Below are 23,988 nucleotides of genomic sequence, written 5' to 3'. Positions count from 1 at the left end.
CGGAAGGAGTCTCCCATGGCAGGACGCGTCTCGCAGCGGACCATGTTCGACAACTACATCTCGAACATGAACTACGCGCTGTCCAATCTCATGGAATCGAACATGCAAGCGTCCAGCCAGAAGCAGGTCAACCGCCCCTCGGACGACCCCGTGGGCATGGCCCGCATCCTGAACTACCGCGCCTCGCTGGCCACCAACGAGCAGTACCAGAAGAACGTCAGCCAGGCCGAAAGCTGGCTGAGCCTCGCGGACAAGACGCTGACCCAGGTGAGCACCGTGCTCACCCGCATCAAGGCGCTGGCCGAGCAGGCGGCCACCGGCACGGTGAGCCCCGAGAACCGCAAGGAAATCAGCTACGAACTGCGCGAGCTGTACGGGCAGCTCATCAACCTGGCCAACACCGAGAACGAGGGGCGGCACATCTTCGCCGGGCACAAGATCGAGGACGCCGCCTACGTGGCGGGGCTGGCCGTCACCGCCAACGACCCGGCCCTGTCGAACACCACGTTCACCGTGGAGGGCGGGGCCAGCAACACCATCGTGTTCCAGTTCCTGGAAAGCGGCACCATCGGCACCGACGCGCTGGACTACCGCTATTCCGAGGACGGCGGCACCACCTGGAAGACCGGCACCCTGGCCTCCAACGCCGCGCCGGTGATGCTGGGCGGGGCGCGCCTGACCATGACGCCGGGGGCCACGGTGACCGCCGTGGACACCGCCAACGAGCACGAGACGGACAACGGCACCTGGCTGTATATCCGGCCCACGGCCATCTACAAGGGCGACGACTCCACCTCGACGGGCCTCACGGCCGACCGGTACGGCGCCGCCGACATCGCGGCCACGGCCGACGGGTCGTTCCAGCGCGACGTTATGGTGCGCATCGACCAGTCGGGCACGCTCAACGGGGCCATCAGCTATTCGTACAGCCTGGACGGCGGCTCAAGCTGGGTGCCCGCCACCGCCTCGGGCACGGGCGGCCCCGTGTCGCTGCTGGTGCCCGGCGGCTTCCTGACCCTGGCCTCCAACGGGGGCAACGCGCTGACGGCGGGCGACCAGTTCGTCATCCGGCCGCGCCGCGCCGCGCTGGAGTACGAGATTTCGCCCGGCGAATACATGTCGGTGAACAACGTGGGCAAGGACATCTTCGGCGGGCTGTACCAGGCGCCGGGGCAGTCCAACGCCACGGCGGTGTACGGCGGCGACGGGCGCAACATGTTCGAGGTGGTGGGCAGGCTCATCGCCTACACCGAAACCAACAGCCAGACCGGCATCCAGCAGGCGCTGGACGAACTGGGCACCGCCTCCAAGGTCATCCTGACGGCGGCGGCGCGGGTGGGCGGCAAGGAAAACCGGCTCGACGTGGTGCAGGGCATCCTGGAGTCGCAGGAAGACGACCAGACCATGCGCATGAGCAGCATAGAGGACGTGGACGTGGCCAAGCTGATGACGCAGCTCGCGCAGCAGCAGCTGACCTACAACAGCGTGCTCAAGTCGTCGTCCATGATCATGCAGATGAATCTCACGAACTTCCTGTAAGGGCCGGCGGCACCCATGCTCATACTTACGCGCAGGCCGGGCGAAAGCCTGTACCTCGGCGACAACATCCGCATCACCATCCTTGGCATGCAGGGAAAGCAGGTCAAGATCGGGCTCGACGTACCCGGCGACATGGTCGTGTACCGAGAGGAAGTCTACCGGCGCGTCATGGAGGAAAACCGCATGGCGCTCGAAACCAGCAACGCTGACCTGCTCGCGGCGACACAGATATGGCACGACAGAACGAAAGAGTGATCCAGACCCGGCTCGGCCGCCAGAAGGTGGCGCTGGACAAGGTGCTGTACTTTCCCCGGGGTCTCATGGGCTTCGAGGACAGGCACGAGTTCACGCTGCTGCAACTGCGCGAGGGCGCGCCCTTCCTGATCCTGCAAAGCATGGACGACCCGCGTCTGGGCTTGCTGGTGGGCGACCCGTACAGCTTCCTCGACGACTATCCCATCCGCGTCGGCGACGCGGAGCAGAAGCTGTTGCGGCTGCGCACCATCCGCCAGGTGGCCGTGCTGGTCACCGTGTCCATTCCGCCGGGACGGCCCGAAAAGACGGCCCTGAACCTCACCGGCCCCATCCTGATCAACCACGAGGCCCGGCTGGGCCTTCAGGTGCCCCAGACCGACGGGCGCTTTCCCACGCAGTACTACCTGCACGAGCAGGGCGGCTGCCCGGCGGAGCGCGCGCCGGATTGCGAGGACGGCGAGGACAAGGATGCGGACAAGGACGCGGACGGGACCGGGAACGGCGAGGACGGCGAGGCGTAGGCCCGGCTGGCCCGGACCGCCGGATGAACGGCAGTGCACACGAAAGGGCGGCCCCCATGGGGGCCGCCCTTTCGCATGGCGACAACGGATACGGCGGACACGGCAGGCTCCCGAAATTCCCGCGTGGCCGGTGGAGGAGGCGGTTTGCGTCAGTCGCCCCGGCGGGCGCGTTCCCCGGCCACCAGGCCGGAAAGCCCCATCTTGCGGATGCGGTAGCCCATCTGGCGCGGGGTGATGCCCAGCGCGGCGGCGGCGCGGTGCTGCACCCAGCCGTTGCGGCGCAGGGCGGCGATGATCTCGTTGCGCTCGATGTCGCGCAGGGTGGTGGGGTGGGAATCCCCGTGCAGGGCGTTCCCGTCGCCGTGCCCGGCGTGGGCGTCGTGGAGGGACGGCCCGGCTCCGGGCCCGGCTCCGGCCATGACGTCCGCATGGCCGTGCAGCCCCATGCCGCCCCCCATGCCCGCCATACCTCCCGTTCCCCCCATGCCCCCTGTTCCCCCCACTCCCCCCACCCCCATTGTCGCGGCCGGATACGGCCAGTCGGGCTGGGCGTTCTCTGTGGCGGAATGCTCCAGCAGCGGTTCCAGGAAGCGCCGGTCGATCTGGCCCGACTCGGACAGGATGGCCAGGCGTTCGATGAGGTTTTCCATCTCGCGCACGTTGCCGGGCCATTCGTGGCGGCGCAGCAGGCCCAGCGCGTCCGGGGCCAGGGTAATCACCCGGCGGTAGTCGCGCGCGGCCTTGGCCAGGAAGTGGTTGAGCAGGCGTTCCACGTCGTCGGGCCGTTCGCGCAGGGGCGGCACCCGGATGGGGAACACGCACAGCCGGTAGTACAGGTCCTGGCGAAAGCGCCCCTGCTCGGAAAGCTGGGCCAGGTCGCGGTTGGTGGCGGCCACGATGCGCACGTCCACGCGGTGGGTCAGGTTGCTGCCCAGCCGTTCGAATTCGCGGTCCTGGATCACCCGCAGCAGCTTGGCCTGGACGCCGGGCGGCAGTTCGCCGATCTCGTCGAGGAAGATGGTGCCCCGGTGGGCCTCCTCGAAGCGCCCGGCCCGGCCGGTGGCCGCGCCGGTGAAGGCGCCCTTCTCGTGGCCGAACAGTTCCGCCTCCAGCAGCGTTTCCGGGATGGAGGCGCAGTTCACCTTCACGAAAGGGTGCACCATGCGGTCGGAAAGGTTGTGCAGCAGCCGCGCGATGAGCGTCTTGCCCACGCCCGATTCGCCCAGCAGCAGCACCGTGGCCCTGGTGGGGGCCACGCGCTCTATCTGGCGCTGCACGTCGAGCATGGCCGCGCTGCGGCCCACGATGTAGTCGCCCCGCTCGTCCAGCACGCGGGTGCGCAGCTTGACGTTTTCGCGGCGCAGGGTGTCCACCCGCTCGTCGACCTGTTCGTTCAGGCTCAGGAACTGGGCCACCAGGGTGGCCACGATGCCCAGGAATTCCACGTCCTCGGAGGTGGAGACCTCGTCGCTGAACAGGCGGTCCACGTTCAGCACGCCGATGGGCGCGCCCTGCTTCAGGATGGGCACCCCGAGAAAGGATATCTTGCCCTTCTCCACCTTGCGCGCCCCGGTGCGGTCGAGAAACAACGGGTCGGTGCGCACGTCGCGCACGATGTACGGGCGGGCGGTCTGGAAGATGGCGCCCGTCACCCCCTCGTCCAGCCGGTACACGCCGCGCCCGCGTTCCTCGGGGGTGAGCCCGTGCGAGGCGGCGATGACCAACTGCCCGGTCTCGCGGTCGGGCAGGGTGATGGTGGCGCGCTTCATGGAAAGGGTTTCCGAAAGCACGCGCAGCACGTCCTCCAGCGACTGTTCGAGGTTCAGGGCCCGGTCGAAGACCTGGCTGATGGCGTAGAGGGCCTTGAGTTTCAGGCTTTGCAACGTGCACGGCATGCCCGCTGCGTTGCAAGGATGGTTCCGTGGCGGCGGGGCGGGGTGATGTGGAAAATCAGGGAACGATTCTAGACTGTTGCGGTGTGGGCGGTGTGGGCGGTGTGGGCGGCGGGACGGCTTGGTGTGGAAGTGTTTTGACAATTAACGAAAAAAACGAGCGCCAGAAATGCCATTTTTGAGAAAATGGCATTCCTGGCGCTCCGTTACATCAACTGTGGGGGATGGGGGCGTCAGACCTCGGAGCGGGAGGTGTCGTCGTCCCCGCCGGGGCCGGTGGTTCCTGCCTTGCCGCGGGGGGCGGCCTGGCTTTCCGGCGCGGACGGGGTGGGGCCGGGCAGCCCTTCGATGGCGCGCACGTGCACGTCCATCTGCGGGAAGGATATCTCGATGCCGTTCTCGCGGAACAGGCGGTCGATGGCCCGGCGCAGGTCGGACGCGGTGGAGGCGCCGTAGTTCAGGTCGTCCACCCACACCCGCAGCACGAAGTCCAGGCTGCTGGGGCCGAATTCCTGGAACAGCACGTTGGGCGCGGGCTCGCGCAGCACGTGCGGGTGGTCGGCGGCGGCCAGCTTCAGCAGTTCGGTCACCTTGTCGATGTCCGAGCCGTAGGCCACGCCCACGGCCACGTCACGGCGCATGCGCAGGCTGTTGCGGGTCCAGTTGGTGAGCCGGTTGGACACGAACTCCGCGTTGGGCACGAAGATCACGGCGTTGTCGAAGGTTTCCACCGTGGTCGAGCGGATGCTGATCTTGCGCACCGTGCCCCACGTCTCGCCGATCTGGATGATGTCCCCTTCCAGCAGCGAGCGGCCGAAGATGAGGATGAGCCCGCTGAAGAAGTTGTTGAAGATGGTCTGCAACCCGAAGCCCAGGCCCACGCTGAGGCCCCCGGCGATGACCGTGAGGCTGGTCAGGCTGACGCCCAGCGCGTTCAGCACCACCAGGCCGAACAGCGCCCACAGGGCGTAGGTCAGCCCGGTCTGCAACGGTGGTATCACGCCGCGCTCCACGCGGGGCAGGCGGGCGGGCAGGTTGTCCAGGAACGAGGTGCCCACGGCGATGGCCGAACGGGTGAGGTAGAACAGCAGCACCAGCCCCAGCACCCGCAGCGAGTTGAACGACACCGAGCCCACGTTGACGTTCAGTTCCAGCGCCTGGCGCATCATGTACGGCCCGCCGGGGAAGGCGGACATCCACGGCAGCAGGGTGGCGGCGGCCACCACCCACATGGCGGGCGCGCCAAGGCCCAGCACCAGGCCGCGCAGCAGGGCGCGCATGCCCTTTTCCGGCAGGCGTTCCGCCAGCAGGGTCACGAAGGCCACCAGCACCGCGCCCAGTTGCAGGGCCACGGCCAGGGCCAGCCCCACCAGGAAGAACGGGATGGCCAGCCGCGCCCAGCCGAACACCGCCGCCAGCAGCGAGATGACGCACAGCGCGGGCTCGCAGGCCAGCAGCACCCGTTCCAGCAGGGGCAGCACCCGGGGCTTGCCGCGCCGGGCGCGCAGGGCCAGCACCGCCACCATGCACAGCGCCCACACCGGGGCCAGCAGCACGGCGGGCGGGTTCAGGAACAGCAGCAGCACCCCGATGGCCGCCGGGGCGAACAGCAGCGACAGGGGCGAGCGCTGCGGCACCCCGGCCAGGCCGGTGGCGCGCAGGCTCCAGACCAGGGTCAGTTCGCCCCACAGCAGCAGAAGGTGCGCGGGCACCACCACGGCCCGGTACACCTCGCCGCCGCGCGTCCACGAGGCGAAGTGCAGGGCGATGCCGATGGCGATCCACGGCCAGCTGCGGGCGGCCACGTTGCGGCAGCTCTGGGCCCAGCCGCCGGGCAGCTGGCAACCGCGCCGCAGGGCCAGCCTGCCCAGCAGGAACAGGGGCACGGCCAGGAAGGCGAAGCGCAGCAGCAGCGCGCCCCAGTCGCGGGCGTTCTGCGGGAACTCCGTGGCCAGGCGCACCTCCACCGTGTCGGACCATGCGGCCAGGTTGGCGGGCAGCGACTGCCACACCAGAAGGTCCATCAGCGAACTGGAGGCCACCAGATAGTAGGTGCGCCACAGCGCGGGCAGTTGCGCGTCGATCTGCTCCAGGGCCTGGGCCAGCTTGGCGCTCACCGCATGGCCGGGGTCCAGCGCGCGGGAAAGGCGGGTGCTCAGGGCCGTAAGGTTCCTGCGGCCCTCGGTGAGCTTGGCGAGGTATTCGGAGAGATCCTTGGAAAGGTCGCTGGACCGTTCGGCGGCCAGATGCCCGGAAAGTTCCTTGTCCAGCGCGTTGAAGTCGTCCAGGCGCTGGCGCACGGCGGCGTCCATGGACTCCATGGGGGCCAGGCGGCCCAGCAGGGTGCGCTGGACCGAGGCCATCTGGCGGCGGATGGCGGCCATTTCGCTGGGGTGGTTGCGGCTCAGCTGGTACAGCGCGAACAGGCGCTGGTAGTCGCGCTGCATGGCGGCCACCTGGGCGTCCAGGGTCTTGACCATGTCCGGCAGCGACTTGCGCAGCCGGTCGGTTTCCTGGACCAGCGTGGTCAGTTCCTGGCCGCGCGTCTGCCAGATGACGTCCATGGACTGCTGGCCGTCCGGTGCGTCCTTGGGCGCGTCGTCCGGCAGGGACGATGCCGCGTCGGTGACCGGGGGCGCGGCCTGGGCCGCCAGCGCGGGCCGGGGGGCGAGCAGGCCGGAGCGCTGGGGGGCGAAGCAGGCAAGCAGGGCCAGGCCCAGCAGGGCAAGCAGCACGGCCGGGCGGTGCGGGGCGGGGGCGGGGCGGCGCGGCGACGCGCCGAGCGGGCGATGTATGGGGGCATGAAGCATGAAGGTCTGCATCCTGTGTTTTTTGGGGGGCGTGGCGTCTTCCGCGTCCGTCCGCCGGGTGGGGGCGGTCCCGCGGCGGCTCCGAGGCGGCTCCGAGGCGGTCGGCGCGGGCCGGACTTCACCATATACGCCGACGCCGCGCGTTCTTCAACGTCGGCGGATGCGCGGCCGCTGGACGCGCGGCCTGATTTTTCATCGGAACCGCTTGCCCGGTTAGGGAAATTGGGGAACAATGCAAGTATTCACGTCACCCATGGCCCATGTCCGGCACGCGTTGCGCGCAACGCGTGCCCGGCCGGAGCGGAAGGCCCGTTCCGGCGCACGGCCGCCCGGCGCGGCCGGAAAACGCGCGGGGCCACGGTTGGCGAACCCAGGAGGAAACCGGCATGACCCCGGCTTTGCCGCTCGCCGCGCTGGTGCCCGTGCCCGACCCCGTACCGGGGCCGTGGGGGTGGTTCCAGGCGCTCTTGCTGCTCACCTTCGTGGTGCACCTGCTGTTCATGAACGTGGTGCTGGGCACGGCGGTGATCACCCTGTTCCGGTCGCTGCGCACGCCGTTCGCGCCCAATGACCAGATCAACACGGACATCCGCGAGACGGCGGCCTGGGTGCCCCGCGCCATGGCGTTGGCCGTGAACTTCGGCGTGCCGCCGCTGCTGTTCCTGCAGGTGCTGTACGGGCAGTTCATCTACCCCAGTTCCATCCTGATGGCCGTGTGGTGGCTGGGCATCGTGGGCTTCGTGATGATGGCCTACTACGGCTTCTACCTGTACGGCCTGGGGCACGCCGTGCTCGGCCCGCGCCGCACGCTGGTGGCGGGCATCAGCGTGGCGCTGCTGCTGGTCAACGCCTTCGTGCTCACCAACAACGCCACCCTGATGCTGGACCCGGCCCGCTGGACCGGCTACGCGGCCTCGCCCGGCGGCACCCTGCTGAACTGGGGCGAACCTTCGCTGCTGCCGCGCTACCTGCACATGGTGACGGGCGCGGTGGCCGTGGGCGGGCTGTTCGTGGCCGGGCGCGCGCAACTGCTGCTGAAGGCGGGCGGCCCCGTGGCCTCCGGTCCGCAGGGGCCGCAGGACTGGAACCTGCGCATCACCGAGGGCCTCAAGTGGTTCACCCACGCCACCTACGCCCAGTTCGTGCTGGGCGCGTGGTTCCTGTTCAGCCTGCCGGGACCCATGGCGCGCCTGTTCATGGGCGGGCACGGGCTGGCCACCGGCGCCTTCGCGCTGGGCCTTGCGGGCACGGCGCTGGCCCTCGTCGCCGCCCGGCAACGCCGGGTGTGGCTGGCCACGGGCGCCACGGTGGGGGTCATCTTTCTGATGGCGGCCATGCGCGCCGTGCTGCGCGACGCGTGGCTGGCCCCGCACCTGAACGCGTCCATGGCGAAGGCGGCCGCCGTGCCGGCCATTCCCCCCCAGCTTCCGATGGCGGGGCAGGACGGCGCGGCCGCGCTGTTCGTGGTGTCGCTGGTGGCGGGGGCCGCCGCCGTGTGGTGGCTGGTGGTCATCGCCCGCCGCAGCGGGAAGGAGGCGTAGGCCATGCAGTACCCGGTCTGGCAACTGCCGGTGAACGGCGGCCTGCTCATCGCGCTGATTTCGGTCATCCACGTGTTCGTGGCCCAGTTCGCCGTGGGGGGCGGGTTCTTCCTGGTCATGGCCGAGCGCAAGGGCCACGCCGAAGGCAGCAACGAGATATTGCAGTGGGTGAAGCGGCACAGCCGGTTCTTCGTGCTGCTGACCATGGTCTTCGGCGGGGTGACCGGGGTGGGTATCTGGCTGATCATCTCGCTGGTCAGCCCGGCGGCCACCTCGCAACTGGTGCATCTATTCCTGTACGGCTGGGCCACGGAGTGGGTGTTCTTCCTGGGCGAGATCGCGGCCCTGCTGGTGTACTACTACACCTTCCAGCGCTGCATCTCGGGCCGCATGAGCAAAAGGGACCACATGACGGCGGGGTGGCTGTACGCGCTGTTCGCCTTCCTGTCGCTGTTCATGATCAACGGCATCATCGGCTTCATGCTCACCCCCGGCGAATGGCTGCGCACCGGCGACTTCTGGGACGGGTTCTTCAACCCCACCTTCTGGCCCGCGCTGGTGTTCCGCTTTTCGCTGTGCCTGCTGCTGTCCGGCCTGTTCGCCATGATCACGGCCCTGCGCATTCCCAACCCGGAAACGCGGGAGACCATGGTCCGCTGGTCGGCCAAGTGGGTCTGTGTGCCCTTCATCGGGCTGCTGCTGGGCGCGGCATGGTATTTCACCTCACTTCCCCTTGACCAGCAGGCCATGATCCTGCGCCGGACGGAGGACATCCGTCCCTTCGTCCTGGCCTGGCCGGTGGTCACGCCGCTGCTGTTCCTGGGCGGGCTGGCCTTTTTCGTGAAGGCCGGCGGCAGGGCGCGGGCCGTGCTGGCGGGCGTGGTGCTGCTGCTGGGCCTTGCGCAGGTGGGGGCCTTCGAGTGGGTGCGCGAAACGGGCCGCCGTCCGTGGGTCATCCACGGCTACATGTATTCCAACGGCATCCGCGCGGCGGACGTGGAACGCATGCGGCGCGACGGCGCGCTGTCGCTCACCGCCTGGGCGGGGGCGCGCGAGGTGACCGAGGCCAACCGCCTGGAGGTGGGCCGGTTCCTGTGGGCGCAGCAGTGTTCCAGCTGCCACGGCATGGGCAACCCCATGCTGGACATGGTGCCGCGCGCGGCCAGGCGCGGCGTGGCCGGGCTGGAGGCGCAACTGGCCGGGCAGGGCAAACTGCTGCCCTACATGCCGCCCTTCTGCGGCACCCCGGCCGAGCGCAACGCGCTGGCAACCTACATCGCGCACGAAGTGGAACGCCGTTTGGCGCGCTAGGCCGCCCGGAATATGCATTTGTGATCTTTCGGCAGCAACGACGCAGGGAGATGCGACGATGAGCAAGAACGATACCCGCATGACCGAGAACCTGTTCCGCGTGTGGCTGATCGTGGTGGCCGTGTTCGTGGCGGGCTTTCTGGGCGCGCAACTGTTCGCGCCGTCCATGCGGCCCGCCCCCGAACCGGCGGGACCAGTGGGTTCGACGGGTCCGGCCCGGACTGCTCCGGCCCGGACTGCCCCCGCCCAGGATTCCACGGTCCCGCAGGCCGAGGCCAGGACCGGCACCGGCTACGGGCGACTGGTCACCGACGTGCCCCCGTTCGACCCGGACAAGGACGGGCACGTGCTGGTGGCGTGGAGCAGGCAGGGCATGCAGCATGTCACCGACGCGGAACCCGCGTGGACCCTGCTGCCCCCCGGCTCCACCCTGCGGGCGCAACTGGTGCATCGCGGTCCCGGCCCCCAGGCGGTGACCGAGGGCGTGACCCTGACCTGGCGGCTGGACGGCGAGGCCAAGCCCTCGGCCGCGCAGCCCGCCGCCGTGGCCGATTCCTCGCTCACCCCCGCCGGGCAGGCCGCCACCACCCCGTCCGCGACACCGGCGGCCAAGGGGGCGGAAGGGGCGCAGGGCAAGGCCCCGCAGTTTTCCGGCGAACTGAAGCTGGTGGAAGGCACCACCCTGTACGAGGCCACGGGCATTCCCGTGCTGCCGTATGTGGGTAAGGACAGGTTCAACCCGTATCCCACGGTGACCGTGGAGGCGCGCGACGCCTCGGGCGCGCTGCTGGCCGTCACCCGCTGCGTGCTGCCGGTGTCCACCGAGATGGGCTGCCGCAACTGTCACGGCGGCCCGTGGAAGGTGGGCGGCGTGGCGGGCATATCCCCGGCCACGGCCGCCGACGTGCTGGAGGTGCACGACCGCATCAACGGCACGGACCTCGCGCAGCGCGCCAAATCCGGCACCACCGTGGTCTGCCGGGATTGCCATGAGCCGGGCGGCGACACGGCAGCGGGCAAGGCGGGCGCAAAGCCCTCCGGCACGCCCGTGCCCCCCGCCATGTCCGCCGCCATCCACGGCTGGCACGCCGCCTACATGGGCGGGCGCGGCGCGGATGCCTGCAATTCTTGCCATCCCTCCGCGCCCGACGGGGCCACCCGTTTCTGGCGCGACTACCACGTGACCAAGGGCCTGGACTGCACCCGCTGCCACGGGGCCATGGAAGACCATGCCCTGTCCCTGCTGCGCAAGGAGCAGGAGGCGGGCAACCCCGCCGCCGACCGGCTGATGGCGGCCATCACCCCCGTTGCTGTGCAGGACGTCAAGGACATGGCCCCGCGCACCCCGTGGGTGAACCTGCCCGACTGCGCGGGCTGCCACGACTTCGCGGAAAAGCCCAGATCCGCCACCGCCAGCGCCTTCAACAAGTGGACCGCCGACGCCGCCGGGCTGTACGCCGAACGCACCGACGACACCACCATGCTGCGCTGCCCGGCCTGCCACGGCGCGCCGCACGCGGTGTACCCGGCCCGCAACCCCCTTGGGCGCGACCGCGACAACATCCCCCCCATGCAGTACCAGCAGCACGCCCGGTCCATGGGCGCTTCCGGCAACTGCTTCGTCTGCCATGGCGAGACGCCGGAATTCTCGGTGCATCACCCGCTGGTGGAGCGCAAGGCGGTCACCGTCACCGTGCCGCAGGGGGCGAAGCTGGCCAAGCCGCGCGTGCCCTTCCCGCACGAGGCGCACACCCCCACCGTGGACTGCGGCACCTGCCATCACAAGGGCTACGTGGACGGCGGCCCCATGAAGTGCACCAGCGCCGGTTGCCACGACGTGGTGGTGGACGCGGAAACCGGCACCCCGCAGGAACGCGCCGACCCGCGCTACTTCCGCAACGCCTTCCACGGCGAAGGCCCCAGCTGCAACGCCTGCCACGCCCGGCTGCTGGCGGCGGGCAAGGCGGCGGGGCCTGTGGAGTGCCGGGACTGCCACAAGCTCAAGTCGTGAATGAACGCGGGCTGCGACGGCCTGCCTGCTGACCACATCATACCCACCGGGGCGCGCGGACATGCACCGCGCGCCCCGTCCGTTTCGGGCTGCCGTCCGCGTGCCCATTCTGCCAAATCAGACATATATCACTGATAACGTGGGAAAAAATTCCTTCCCATATCCCCGTGGTGTGGTATGCAGGGAATGCCGGGCATCAGCTTCGGCAGGGGGCCGCGCCGTTTTCCGTTCCGGCGGCCCATGCCCGACGCGCAGTTCCGCGCGCAACCTGCATCCTCACAAGGAGGCACGCCATGAGGATGAACAGGCGAGGCTTCATCAAGCTCGCAGCCACGGGCGCCGTGGCCACCGCGTTCGGGGGGCTGGGCATCAGCCTTGCCCCGGTCGCGGCCCATGCCGAAGGGCTGGCCATCGACAAGGCCACCCTGACCACTTCTGTATGTTGCTACTGCGCAGTGGGCTGCGGCCTGCTGGTCTGGACCGACCCCGTCACCGGGCGCACCATCAACATCGAAGGCAACCCGGACCATCCCGTCAACGAGGGCACCCTGTGCCCCAAGGGCGCGTCCATCTGGCAGACCGCCGAGCAGAGCCAGCGGGTGACCAAGGTGCTGTACCGCGCCCCCGGCAGCGACAAGTGGGAGGAAAAGTCATGGGACTGGGCGCTGCCGCGCATCGCCCGCAAGATCAAGGACACCCGCGACGCCTCGTTCGAGACGGTCAACGACAAGGGCCAGCCGGTCAACCGCACCCGGGCCATCGCGTCCGTGGGGTCCGCCGCCATCGACAACGAGGAAGGCTGGCTGTTGCAGGCCATGCACCGCTCGCTGGGCCTCGTCTATCTGGAGAGCCACGCCCGCATCTGACACAGTTCCACTGTGGGGGCTCTGGCAGAGTCCTACGGACGCGGCGCGATGACCAATCACTGGATCGACCTCAAGAACAGCGACGTGTTGCTGATCATGGGCAGCAACGCGGCGGAGAACCACCCCATCTCGTTCAAGTGGGTGACCCGCGCCCAGCAGCGCGGGGCAACGCTGATCCACGTGGACCCGCGCTTCACGCGCACCTCGGCCAAGGCCGATCTGTACGCGCCCATCCGCTCGGGCACGGACATCGTGTTCTTCGGCGGGCTGATCCGGCACATTCTGGAGAACGAGCTGTATTTCAGGCAGTACGTGGTGGACTACACCAACGCCTCGTACCTGGTGGGGCCGGACTACGACTTCAAGGACGGCCTGTTCTCCGGCTTCAACCCCGCCGCGGCAAGCTATGACCGGAAGACGTGGGCCTTCGTCACCGACGACAAGGGCGTCAGCCTGAAGGACCCCACCCTGAAGGACCCGCGCTGCGTGCTTCAGGTGATGCGCCGCCACTACGCCCGCTACGACCTGAAGACCGTGGTGGACGTCACCGGCATGCCGGAAGACAAGGTGCTGGCGGTATGGAACGCCTTCGCGTCCACGGGCAGGCCGGACCGGGCGGGCACCATCCTCTACGCCATGGGCCAGTGCCAGCACACCGTGGGCGTGCAGAACATCCGCGCCCTGTCCATGATCCAGATGCTGCTGGGCAACATCGGCATCGCGGGCGGCGGGGTCAACGCGTTGCGCGGCGAATCCAACGTGCAGGGCACCACGGATATCGCCCTCCTGTGCGACAACCTGCCCGGCTACCTGCCCATTCCCCGCGCCGTCTGGGCCGACTACGACGCCTACGTGAAGGCGGGCACCCCGGTCACCAGCGACCCGCAAAGCGCCAACTGGTGGTCCAACCTCGACAAGTACGCGGCGTCGCTGCTGAAGGCCATGTACCCGGAGGCGGACCACCGCACCGCCTACACCTGGCTGCCCAAGATCGACGACACCAGGGTGGTGGAATACTCCTGGCTGTCGCTGTTCGAACGCATGTACAACGGCGGCTTCAAGGGCGCGTTCGTGTGGGGGCAGAACCCCTGCGCGGGCGGGGCCAACGCGGGCAAGAACCGCAAGGCCATGGCCAACCTGGACTGGACGGTGGTGGTCAACCTGTTCGAGAACGAGACCTCGCTGTTCTGGAAGGGCCCCGGCGTCAACCCCAAGGACGTGAAGACCGAGGTGTTCTTTCTGCCCGCGTGCATGAGCGTGGAAAAGGACGGCTCCATCGCCAACTCCGGCCGCTGGCTGCAATGGCGCGAGAAGAGCGCGCAGTTCATGGGCGATTCGCTGAGCGACGGCGACATCGTCATCCGGCTGTTCGAGGAAGTGCGCAAGCTCTACAAGGCGGAGGGCGGCAAGTTCCCCGAGCCCATCCTGAACCTGGACACCGCCTACCTCAAGGACGGCTTCTACGACGCGGGCGCGCTGGCCAAACGCCTCAACGGCACGTTCCTGAAGGACGTGACCATCGCGGACAAGCAGTGGAAGGCGGGCCAGCAGGTGCCCGGTTTCGCCGCGTTGCAGCCCGACGGCTCCACCGCGTGCGGCTGCTGGATATTCTCCGGCTGCTACACCGAGCAGGGCAACATGATGGCCCGGCACGACCGCACCCAGACCCCGGAACAGGCGGCCATCGGCCTGTTCCCCAACTGGTCGTACGCCTGGCCCGCCAACCGGCGCATCCTGTACAACCGCGCCGGGGTGGACCAGACGGGCAAGCCCTTCGACCCCAGGCGCGCGGTTATCGCGTGGGACGGGACGAAATGGACGGGCGACGTGCCCGACGGCGGGTGGAAGCCCGGCGAAAAGCTGCCGTTCATCATGGTGCGCGAAGGGCGCGGCCAGTTGTTCGGCCCCGGCCGCGTGGACGGCCCCCTGCCGGAACACTACGAGCCCTTCGAAAGCCCGCTGGCGGCCAACCCCCTGTCGCCGCAACGGGTGAATCCCACGGCCCTGCACTTCGCGCACGAGGAAAAGGCCGTGCGCGACCCGCGCTTCCCCTACGTATGCACCACCTACCGGGTGACCGAGCAGTGGCAGTCCGGCGCCATGACCCGCAAGACCGCGTGGCTGAAGGAAATGCAGCCCGACGGCTTCTGCGAGATGAGCCGCGAGCTGGCGGCGCAGCTGGGCGTGGCCAACGGCGACCAGGTGGTGCTGGAATCGGTGCGCGGCAAGGTGCAGGTGGTGGCCATCGTCACCCCGCGCCTGAAGCCGTTCACCGTCATGGGCGAAACCGTGCACCAGGTGGGCATTCCCTGGCAGTTCGGGTGGGGCCAGAAGAAGAACGCCACGTTCGATTCGGCCAACCTGCTGTCGCCTTCGGTGGGCGACCCGAACACCGGCATCCCGGAGACTAAGGTCTTCATGGTCAACGTCCGCAAAGCCTGACCGGAACGTTCTTTTGCCCGCTGGCTTCGTCAAACGTCGCCTGCCGCTACGGTCGAATACGATAAGAGTATGCTCCCTCGCGGCAGCCTCGTTTTCCTTGCCAGCAGCCAAAATCTCCGTTCCGGCCGGGAACGGGATAGGATAGGTGACCCATGAGCGAGAACAAGGGCAAGACCTTCTTCATCGACCAGACCCGCTGCACCGCCTGCCGGGGCTGTCAGGCCGCCTGCAAGCAGTGGAAGAAGCTGGCCGCCGACGAGACGGTGAACACCGGCAGCTACCAGAACCCGCCGGACCTCAACGGGCACACCTTCAAGCTGGTGCGCTTCAACGAGGTGGAGGTGGACGGAAAGCTGAAGTGGGTGTTCTTTCCCGAGCAGTGCCGCCACTGTCTGGAGCCGCCGTGCAAGATGATGGCCGACGCCTTCATCCCCGGCGCCATCATCCAGGACGAGGCCACCGGCGCGGTGCTCTACACCGAAAAGACGAAGGACCTGGATTACCAGACGATTCGTGAAGCCTGCCCCTACGACATCCCCCGCAAGGAGGAGTCCACCGGGCTGCTCTCCAAGTGCAACATGTGCATCGACAGGGTGCGCGCGGGCATGCTGCCCGCCTGCGTCAAGACCTGCCCCACGTACACCATGCACTTCGGCGACCGGGACGACATGCTGGCCTTGGCCCGCGCGCGGCTGGCGGAAGTGCAGAAGACATCCCCGGCGGCCCTGCTGGCCGATTCCGACCTGGTTCGGGTGCTGTACCTGTGCGAGGTGCACCCCAGCCACTACCACCACCGCATGGTGGCCGACGCCTCGGACCGCATCGGGCCGTTCAGCCGCCGGGCGCTGCTGGCCATGCGCCCGCTGCGCACGGGGTAGCCGCCGCATGGCGGGTACCGCCAGACCGGAAAACACATCGGGCCGTCCGCATCGCGCGGACGGCCCGTTTCATGTGCGGCGGCTGGAGGTTGCCCCCCTGCGCATGCCGCAGGAAAGCCTGCCGCATTGCATCAGTCGGCGCGGCACGGCGCCTTGTCGTTCCTGTATGCCTTCAGGAAGACATTGACGGCGTTCTTTATGGCGATATCTGCTTCGGCATCCGTTATCTCATGCCTGATGCAAAGCATGAGCGGCATGTGGAAGGGAGATTCGCAAAGCGCGAAAAAATGGTCTGCTGCGGTTGATGTGCATGGAATGTCAAGCAACCCATCGGAATGTGCGGTTGCAAGATACGCTTCGAACTGTCCCTTGAACTTCAGGATGCAGGTTTCGTAAAAAATACGGCCGATTTCCGGGAGGCGGGGGGCTTCATGATAGAACAGGCGAAGCAGTGCGATGGAGGTTTCATCCACGATAAGTCCGAGAAACCGTTTCCCGAGTATGGTCAGCACGCTTTCCGGATATTTCGCATGGTCCGGCAGCTTGAAGACCCACGCATCCGCCTGCATCCTGTCTTGCAGGTAGGCTTCGAAGAGGGCCTCCTTGCTGTTGAAGTAGGCGTACAGCGTGCCCTTCGAGCCCCCCACGGCGGCCGCGATCTGCGACATCGAGGTGCCCTGGTAGCCGTGTTCGAGAAACAGCCCTCCGGCGATTTCGAGAATCCTGGACCTTCGGTCCCGTGGCGGACGGCCCTGTGTCATGACGTGTCCCCTTCCTTGGCGATGAGTACCGGCAGCATACCCGACATGGGCGGGTGTTGACAACGCAGCGTTTGAACCGTACCGTACGGTCATAAACAGGAAGGCGCAAGGCGTTGGCCGGAGGACGCGTATGTGCACCCCGCAGGACGAAAAGACGAGGACGCGGCTGCTGCACGCGGCGAAGGTGGTCTTTGCGTCGGACGGCCTGGAGAAGGCCACCGTCCGGAAGATCATCACGCTGGCGAAAACCAACATCGCCGCGGTGAACTACCATTTCGGCAGCAAGGAAAACCTCTATGTCGCGGTGCTGCGGGACTATCTGGAGCAACGCCTGCGCCGCAACCCGAGGGACGGCGGCGTGCACGCCCTGTCCACGCCACGGGAACGCCTGCGCGTGTACGTGCGCAGCGTGCTGGCGCAGTTCACCTGCGATGAGGACCCCGTTTCGGCCCGTTTGGGCAAGCTGCTGGCGCAGGAGTTCATCCAGTCGTCGTCACGATATTTCCATGCCATCATCGATGACTATTGCGGCCCGTCGTACACGATGCTGGTCGACATCCTGAAGCCGCTGCTGCCCGGCGCGGACAGGGTGGTCGTATCGCGCTGCGCCGCGAGCATCCTGGGCCAGTGCATCCTGTACGGACAGGCCAGGGAAGTCATCAGCGCCATGTCGCCCGCCATGGTGCTGAACCCCGGCAACGTGGACGCCGTGGCGGAGTTCATCGTGGAATTCACGCTTGGCGGCATAGAGCGGTTGAATGTGGACCGCGCCATGCCCGCCCTTTCCTGAAAGACGGAACAACCTCAAGGATATTCACGGAAGGTTCAGGAAATCATATGGATACCAAACGTCTTATTCCGCTTGTCATCATCTGCGCCGCGCTTGTCGCGGCGCTTTCCGGTTGCGGCCAGGACCAGCAGGCGGCCGGTCCTGCCCCAGACCCGGAGGCCACGGTGGTGACCGTCCGGCCCCGTCCGGTGACGCTTTCCACCATCCTGCCGGGGCGCACCTCCGCGTTTCTCGTTTCCGGCGTGCGCCCGCAGGTGGGCGGCATCATCCAGAAGCGCCTGTTCCGGGAAGGGGCGGACGTGAAGGAAGGCGAGGTGCTCTACCAGATCGACCCCGCCACCTGGCAGGCCGCCCACGACAGCGCCAAGGCCGCTCTGGCCAAGGCCGAGGCCGCCGTGGAACCCGCCCGGCTCAAGGCCGAACGCTACGCGGACCTGGTGAAGACCAACGGCGTGAGCAGGCAGGACAACGACGACGCGCAGGCCGCCTACAAGCAGTCCGTGGCCGAGGTGGCGGCGGCCAAAGCCGCGCTGGAAACGGCGCGCATCAACCTGGGCTACACCCGCATCACCGCCCCCATCTCGGGGCGCATCGGCCGCTCGGCCGTGACGCCCGGCGCGCTGGTCACCGCCAACCAGGCCGATGCGCTGGCCACGGTGCAGCAGACCGACCCGGTGTACGTGGACGTCACCCAGTCCACCGGCGAGTTGCTGCGGCTCCGGCGCGCCCTGGCCGACGGCAGGCTGCGCAGGGCCGGGGCCGACGGCGCAAGGGTGACGCTGCTGTTCGAGGACGGCAGCGCCTATCCGCTGGAAGGCACGTTGCAGTTCTCGGACATCTCCGTGGACCAGAACACCAGCGTGGTGACCCTGCGCGCCCTGTTCTCCAATCCGAAGCGCGACCTGCTGCCCGGCCTGTACGTGCGCGCCGTGCTGGAAGAGGGCGTGAACGAGAACGCCATCCTGGTGCCGCAGGCCGCCGTGACCCGCGACTCCAAGGGCAACCCCACGGTGCTGCTGGTCGGGGCCGACGGCACGGTGGAGCGCCGTTCCATCGGCGTGGACCGCGTGGTGGGCGGCGACTGGCTGGTGAGCGAAGGGCTGGCCGTGGGCGACCGGGTGATCGTGGAGGGATTGCAGAAGGTGACGCCCGGCGGCAAGGCGCGGGCCGTGGAGATGGACGCCGCCAATCCCGCGCCCGGCTTATCCGGCACACCTGGCGCGACCGGCACACCTGGCACGACCGGCATATCCGGCACGACCGGCTCATCCGGCACGACCGGCGGCGCACAGCCCGCTGCAACCCCGGTCGCGCACCAGTAGGCGCGGGGAGCACGCATCATGGCAAGATTCTTCATCGACCGCCCGGTCTTCGCCTGGGTCATCGCCATCATCATCATGCTGGCGGGGGCCCTGTCGATCATGAGCCTGCCCATTTCGCAATACCCCAAGATCGCCCCCACGGCGGTCACCATCAGCGCGTCGTACCCCGGCGCTTCCGCCAAGACCATGGAGGACACCGTCACCCAGGTCATCGAGCAGAAGATGAAGGGCATCGACAACCTGCGGTACATGGCGTCCACCAGCGACGCCACGGGGCAGGCCTCCATCACCCTGACCTTCGACGCGGACACCGACCCGGACATCGCCCAGGTGCAGGTGCAGAACAAGCTCTCGCTGGCCACGCCCATGCTGCCGGAAGCCGTGCAGCGCCAGGGCATCACCGTGAACAAGAGCACGTCGAACTTCCTGCTGATCATCGCGCTGGCCTCGGACGACCCGTCCATGACCGGCCGCGACCTCAGCGACTATGCCGCAACCTACCTGCTCGACCCCATCAGCCGCGTGGACGGCGTGGGCGAGACCGAACTCTTCGGCGCCCAGTACGCCATGCGGGTGTGGCTCGATCCGCACAAGCTGCTGAACTACAAGATGACCCCGGCGGACGTCAGCGCGGCCATCACCGCCCAGAACGCCCAGATTTCCGCCGGACAGATCGGCGGCACCCCCGCCGTGCCGGGGCAGGGCATGAGCTTCACCATCCTCTCGCAGTCGCTGCTGCAAACCAGGGAGGAGTTCGAGCAGATCGTGCTGCGGGTGAACCAGGACGGCTCCACGGTGCGCTTGGCCGACGTGGCGCGGGTGGAACTTGGCAGCGAAAGCTACGACGCGGTCTCGCGCTTCAACGGCAAGCCCTCCACCGGCATCGCCATCAAACTGGCCACCGGGGCCAACGCCCTGGACACGGTGAAGCGCCTGCGCGCCACCATGGAGGAATTGTCCAAGACCCTGCCTGAAGGCATCCACACCGTCTTTCCCTATGACACCACGCCGTTCGTGCGGGTGAGCATCGAAGAGGTGGTCAAGACGCTGGCCGAGGCCATCCTGCTGGTGTTCCTGGTCATGTACCTGTTCCTGCAGAACATGCGGGCCACCATCATTCCCACCATCGCCGTGCCCGTGGTGCTGCTGGGCACCTTCGGGGCGCTGGCGGCCTTCGGCTTCTCCATCAACATGCTGACCATGTTCGCCATGGTGCTGGCCATCGGCCTGCTGGTGGACGACGCCATCGTGGTGGTCGAAAACGTGGAGCGCATCATGACCGAGGAAGGCCTGCCCCCCAGGGAGGCCACCCGAAAGTCCATGGGCGAGATCACCGGGGCGCTGGTGGGCATCGCGCTGGTGCTGTCGGCGGTGTTCATTCCCATGGCCTTCATCTCCGGGTCCACGGGGGTCATCTACCGCCAGTTCGCGCTGACCATCGTCTCGGCCATGGCCCTTTCGGTGGTCGTGGCCATCGTGCTCACCCCGGCCCTGTGCGCCACCATCCTGCGGCCCCTGCACAAGCAGGAACACAAGGCCCAGCGCGGGTTCTTCGGTGCGTTCAACCGCATGTTCGACCGGGCCAACCGGGGGTATCGCGGCCACGTTTCTGGCCTGATCCGCCGCGTGGGCAGGACGATGTTCGTCTATCTCGTACTGCTCGCGGGCATGGGCTACCTGTTCCTGCGCCTGCCCACCGGCTTTCTGCCGGAAGAGGACCAGGGAATGGTTTTCACCCAGGTGCAATTGCCCACGGGCGCGCCGCAGGAACGTACCCTGGAGGTGTTGCGGAAGCTCGAGACACATTACCTGGAGAGCGAAAAGGCCACGGTGAGTTCGCTGTTCACTGTGGCGGGGTTCAGCTTCGCGGGCAGCGGGCAGAACTCGGGCATGGCCTTCGTGCAACTGAAGCCGTGGAACGAGCGCGTGGGCGACGGCATGAGCGCGGCGGCAGTGGCCGGGCGCGCCATGGGGGCCTTTGCCGGGATCAAGAATGCCCTGATCTACTCCTTCACCCCGCCGGCGGTGATGGAACTTGGCAACGCCTCGGGCTTCGACCTGTTCCTGCAGGACCGCTCGGGCATCGGACACGAGGCGCTCATGCAGGCCCGTAACCAGTTGCTGGGCATGGCCGCGCAGAACTCCGTGGTCGTGGGCCTGCGCCCCAACGGGCTGGAGGACACGCCGCAGTTCCAGATCGACGTGGACCGGGCCAGGGCGGGCGCGCACGGCCTGTCCATGGCCGACGTGAACGATGCGCTCGGCACCGCGCTGGGCGGCACCTACGTCAACGACTTCATCGACAGGGGCCGCGTGAAGAAGGTCTACGTGCAGGGGGATGCGCCGTTCCGCATGATGCCGGAGGACATCAACGACTGGCACGTGCGCAACGCGCAGGGCGAAATGGTGCCGTTCTCGGCCTTTTCCTCCAGCCGCTGGACCTACGGTTCGCCCCGCCTGGAACGCTACAACGGCCTGCCCGCCGTGGAACTGCTGGGCACCGCGGCCCCCGGCAAGAGCACCGGCGAGGCCATGGCCGCCATGGAGGAAATGGCGTCCAGGCTGCCCACCGGCGTGGGCATCGAATGGACGGGCCTGTCCTATCAGGAACGCATGAGCGGCGAGCACACCTCCGTGCTGTACGCCATTTCCATCCTGGTGGTGTTCCTGTGCCTGGCCGCGCTGTACGAATCGTGGCTGGTGCCCACGGCGGTCATCCTGGTGGTGCCGCTGGGCGTCGTCGGGGCGCTGCTGGCCACGCTGGGCCGGGGCATGAACAACGACGTGTTCTTCCAGGTGGGGCTGCTGACCACCATCGGCCTTGCGGCCAAGAACGCCATCCTCATCGTGGAGTTCGCCATGGCCCAGGTGAAGGCGGGCACGCCGCTGCTGGAGGCCACCGTGGAGGCCGCGCGGCTGCGGCTGCGGCCCATCCTGATGACCTCGCTGGCCTTCCTGCTGGGGGTGCTGCCCATGGCCATCAGCACCGGTGCGGGCTCCGGCAGCCAGCGGGCCATCGGCACCGGCGTGGTCGGCGGCATGTTCTCGGCCACGGTGCTGGCGGTGTACTTCGTGCCGGTGTTCTTCGTGCTGGTGTACCGGTTCGCCACGCGCGGGCGAAAGGCCGGGAAGCCGGGGAACCCCGGTTCCGGAACGCCCGGCCCGGATTCCGGAACGCCCGGCACCGCCCTGCCCTCCAACGACAATCCAGCCGGAACCCCCGGCGAGGTGACGCGATGATGTCCACCACACCCATGCGCAGGGCCGCCCGGCTGGCGGCTGTGGCGGCGCTGGCCGCCCTGGCCCTGGCGCCATTGAACGGCTGCTCGCTGATACCCGAATACCACAGGCCCGCGCCGGACCTGCCCGCCGCCTGGAATGCGGGCGCGGCGGGACAGGCCTCCCTGTCCGCAGCCCAGCCGCAGGACTGGCGGCAGGTGGTGGCCGACGCCCCCATGGCCCGGCTGATCGACCTGGCGCTTTCCAACAACCGCGACCTGCGCGTGGCCGTGCTGCAGATAGAGAAGGCGCGCGCCCAGCACGCCATCGCCCGGGCCGACCTGTTCCCGCACATCGACGCCAGCGGCGGCGCGGACATGGGCCGTACCTCGGCGCCGCTGTCCACCACGGGCGATGCGTACACCTCGCATGCCTATTCGGTGGGCGTGGGCTTCAGTTCGTTCGAACTGGACCTGTTCGGGCGCATCCGCAGCCTGAAGGAGCAGGCCCTGGAGCAGTACCTGTCCACCGACGCCGCGGCCCGCAGCGTGCAGCTGACCCTTGTGGCCGAGGTGGGGCAGGCCTACCTGACCCTGGCCGCCGACCGCGAACAGCTGGACCTGGCGCGGGAGATACTGGAGACGGAACGCGCCTCGTTCGCGGTGGTGCAAAGCCGGTACGACAACGGCATCGCCGGGGAACTGGACGTGGCCCAGGCCCAGACCACGGTGGACACCGCCCGCGTCAACGTGGCGGCCGCCGAGGCCCGGGTGACGGCGGACGAGAACACCCTGGCCCTGCTGCTGGGCATGCCCCTGACACCGGACCTGGCCCCGGCCCGCAAACTGGCCGACGTGGCCCCGCTGGCCGACGTGCCCGCCGGGCTGCCGTCCGAGGTGTTGGCCCGCAGGCCGGACGTGGTGGAGGCCGAGCATTCGCTGAAGGCGGCCAACGCCAACATCGGCGCGGCGCGGGCGGAATACTTTCCGCGCATCGGGCTTACCGCCAGCTACGGCAACGCCAGTACGGAAATGAACGACCTGTTCCGCGCGGGCTCGCGCACCTGGAGCTTCGTGCCGCAGGCCACCCTGCCCATCTTCCACGCCGGGGCCATCCGCGCCGGTGTGGAATCGGCCGAGGCGGAGCGGGACATCCAGGTGGCCCAGTACGAGAAGACCGTGCAGACGGCGTTCAAGGAGGTGTCCGACGCGCTGGCGCAGGGCACGTCGCTGGCCACACAGGCCGAGGCCCAGGCCTCGCTGGTGCGGGCCACGGGCAAGGCCTACGACCTGTCCACCCAGCGCTACGAGCGGGGCGTGGACGGCTACCTGTCCAAGCTCGACGCGCAGCGGTCCCACGCCACCGCCCGGCAGACCCTGATTTCCGTGCTGCTTTCGCGCCAGAGCAACCGCCTGACCCTGTTCAAGGCGCTGGGCGGCGGCTGGAACGGCGAACCCATGCCCGGCACGGGGCATGCGCAGGCGAACGAAACCGGCTCCCCCGCACCTGCCGCGGCCAACTGAGGGGGTTGCCCGGCAGCCCCCAGCCTGGTCACCCCCTTCCGTCTCCTCCTCCGGATGGTGCCCGGCGGTGCGTCACACGAAAGCCCCCGCGTAGTCGCGGGGGCTTTCACGTTTGCGTAGGGATTCCGGATGGATAATCTGGAGAAACACTACATCTGGGGGCTGTTTCTAAATTAGGATGGCTCTAGACCATCAGGCCAAGCCCTGATAGGCTAGAATTATGTTTAAAAACAGCAAATTAAGCCGCTACAAAATCGGAAAAATTGCTGAATGCTTTTGCATCGATATTGATGCCACCAAAACTGCC

At 68.1% G+C, this 23,988-nt stretch carries 15 protein-coding genes and 1 pseudogene; 13 read left to right on the top strand and 3 right to left on the bottom strand.

Features of this window, described 5'->3' with window-relative positions:
* Positions 1-15: 15 nt before the first annotated feature.
* Genes flgL through fliW form a run of 3 tightly spaced genes read left to right on the top strand, consistent with a single transcriptional unit; the run spans position 16 to position 2,315 of the window.
* Positions 16-1,539 (top strand): flagellar hook-associated protein FlgL, encoded by a 1,524-nt coding sequence (flgL, locus tag V6B97_RS11705; protein ID WP_333506693.1) that lies wholly within the window; start codon positions 16-18, stop codon positions 1,537-1,539.
* A 15-nt stretch (positions 1,540-1,554) separates the two neighbouring features.
* A complete protein-coding gene (gene csrA / locus V6B97_RS11700; RefSeq protein WP_007526389.1) occupies positions 1,555-1,794 on the top strand; it encodes a carbon storage regulator CsrA in 240 nt (79 codons plus the stop codon).
* Positions 1,770-2,315 carry a flagellar assembly protein FliW gene (fliW, locus tag V6B97_RS11695; RefSeq protein ID WP_333506692.1) on the top strand — a complete coding sequence of 182 codons (546 nt, stop codon included), beginning with the start codon at positions 1,770-1,772 and terminating at the stop codon, positions 2,313-2,315. The genes csrA and fliW overlap by 25 nt, the downstream gene beginning before the upstream one ends.
* Before the next feature lie 149 nt (positions 2,316-2,464).
* On the opposite strand, the gene V6B97_RS11690 is transcribed toward fliW, so the two are convergent.
* Both V6B97_RS11690 and V6B97_RS11685 read right to left on the bottom strand, forming a co-directional pair.
* The gene (locus tag V6B97_RS11690; RefSeq protein WP_333506691.1) at positions 2,465-4,210 is read right to left on the bottom strand and encodes a sigma 54-interacting transcriptional regulator; all 1,746 of its coding nucleotides are present in this window, start codon (positions 4,208-4,210) and stop codon (positions 2,465-2,467) included.
* Between the two features lie 230 nt (positions 4,211-4,440).
* A complete protein-coding gene (locus V6B97_RS11685; RefSeq protein WP_333506690.1) occupies positions 4,441-7,017 on the bottom strand; it encodes a mechanosensitive ion channel domain-containing protein in 2,577 nt (858 codons plus the stop codon).
* Positions 7,018-7,403: 386 nt separating this feature from the next.
* Here V6B97_RS11685 and V6B97_RS11680 point away from each other — a divergent pair, with 386 nt between their 5' ends.
* The 5 genes from V6B97_RS11680 (at position 7,404) to V6B97_RS11660 (ending at position 16,066) form a co-directional block, all read left to right on the top strand.
* The gene (locus V6B97_RS11680) at positions 7,404-8,558 is read left to right on the top strand and encodes a peptidase (RefSeq protein WP_333506689.1); all 1,155 of its coding nucleotides are present in this window, start codon (positions 7,404-7,406) and stop codon (positions 8,556-8,558) included.
* Positions 8,559-8,561: 3 nt separating this feature from the next.
* On the top strand, positions 8,562-9,869 hold the full coding sequence (locus V6B97_RS11675; RefSeq protein WP_333506688.1) for a cytochrome ubiquinol oxidase subunit I: 1,308 nt from the start codon (positions 8,562-8,564) through the stop codon (positions 9,867-9,869).
* A gap of 58 nt (positions 9,870-9,927) precedes the next feature.
* A complete protein-coding gene (locus V6B97_RS11670) occupies positions 9,928-11,880 on the top strand; it encodes a cytochrome c3 family protein (protein ID WP_333506687.1) in 1,953 nt (650 codons plus the stop codon).
* A 293-nt stretch (positions 11,881-12,173) separates the two neighbouring features.
* On the top strand, positions 12,174-15,188 hold the full coding sequence (gene fdnG / locus V6B97_RS11665; protein WP_333506686.1) for a formate dehydrogenase-N subunit alpha: 3,015 nt from the start codon (positions 12,174-12,176) through the stop codon (positions 15,186-15,188).
* Between the two features lie 152 nt (positions 15,189-15,340).
* Positions 15,341-16,066, top strand: coding sequence for a 4Fe-4S dicluster domain-containing protein (locus V6B97_RS11660; protein ID WP_333506685.1), 726 nt, complete (start codon positions 15,341-15,343; stop codon positions 16,064-16,066).
* 131 nt (positions 16,067-16,197) lie between these two features.
* Here V6B97_RS11660 and V6B97_RS11655 read toward each other — a convergent pair whose 3' ends face one another.
* A complete protein-coding gene (locus tag V6B97_RS11655; RefSeq protein ID WP_333506684.1) occupies positions 16,198-16,827 on the bottom strand; it encodes a TetR/AcrR family transcriptional regulator in 630 nt (209 codons plus the stop codon).
* A gap of 130 nt (positions 16,828-16,957) precedes the next feature.
* On the opposite strand from V6B97_RS11655, the gene V6B97_RS11650 reads away from it, so the two are divergent.
* From V6B97_RS11650 to V6B97_RS11630, 5 genes and pseudogenes are all read left to right on the top strand, one after another.
* Positions 16,958-17,617: a CerR family C-terminal domain-containing protein gene (locus V6B97_RS11650; protein ID WP_333506683.1), complete on the top strand. Its 660-nt coding sequence runs from the start codon at positions 16,958-16,960 to the stop codon at positions 17,615-17,617.
* A gap of 47 nt (positions 17,618-17,664) precedes the next feature.
* Positions 17,665-18,939 (top strand): efflux RND transporter periplasmic adaptor subunit, encoded by a 1,275-nt coding sequence (locus tag V6B97_RS11645; protein ID WP_333506682.1) that lies wholly within the window; start codon positions 17,665-17,667, stop codon positions 18,937-18,939.
* A gap of 18 nt (positions 18,940-18,957) precedes the next feature.
* On the top strand, positions 18,958-22,179 hold the full coding sequence (locus V6B97_RS11640; RefSeq protein WP_333506681.1) for an efflux RND transporter permease subunit: 3,222 nt from the start codon (positions 18,958-18,960) through the stop codon (positions 22,177-22,179).
* Positions 22,179-23,681, top strand: a complete 1,503-nt coding sequence (locus V6B97_RS11635) for an efflux transporter outer membrane subunit (RefSeq protein WP_333506680.1) — start codon at positions 22,179-22,181, stop codon at positions 23,679-23,681. The genes V6B97_RS11640 and V6B97_RS11635 overlap by 1 nt, the downstream gene beginning before the upstream one ends.
* A gap of 220 nt (positions 23,682-23,901) precedes the next feature.
* A pseudogene (locus V6B97_RS11630) lies at positions 23,902-23,988 on the top strand (IS1595 family transposase); the annotation flags it as partial.

It is taken from the genome of Nitratidesulfovibrio sp. 1201_IL3209 (assembly GCF_036763125.1).
GTDB lineage: Bacteria > Desulfobacterota > Desulfovibrionia > Desulfovibrionales > Desulfovibrionaceae > Cupidesulfovibrio.
This window is presented reverse-complemented; position numbering and strand designations above follow the sequence as displayed.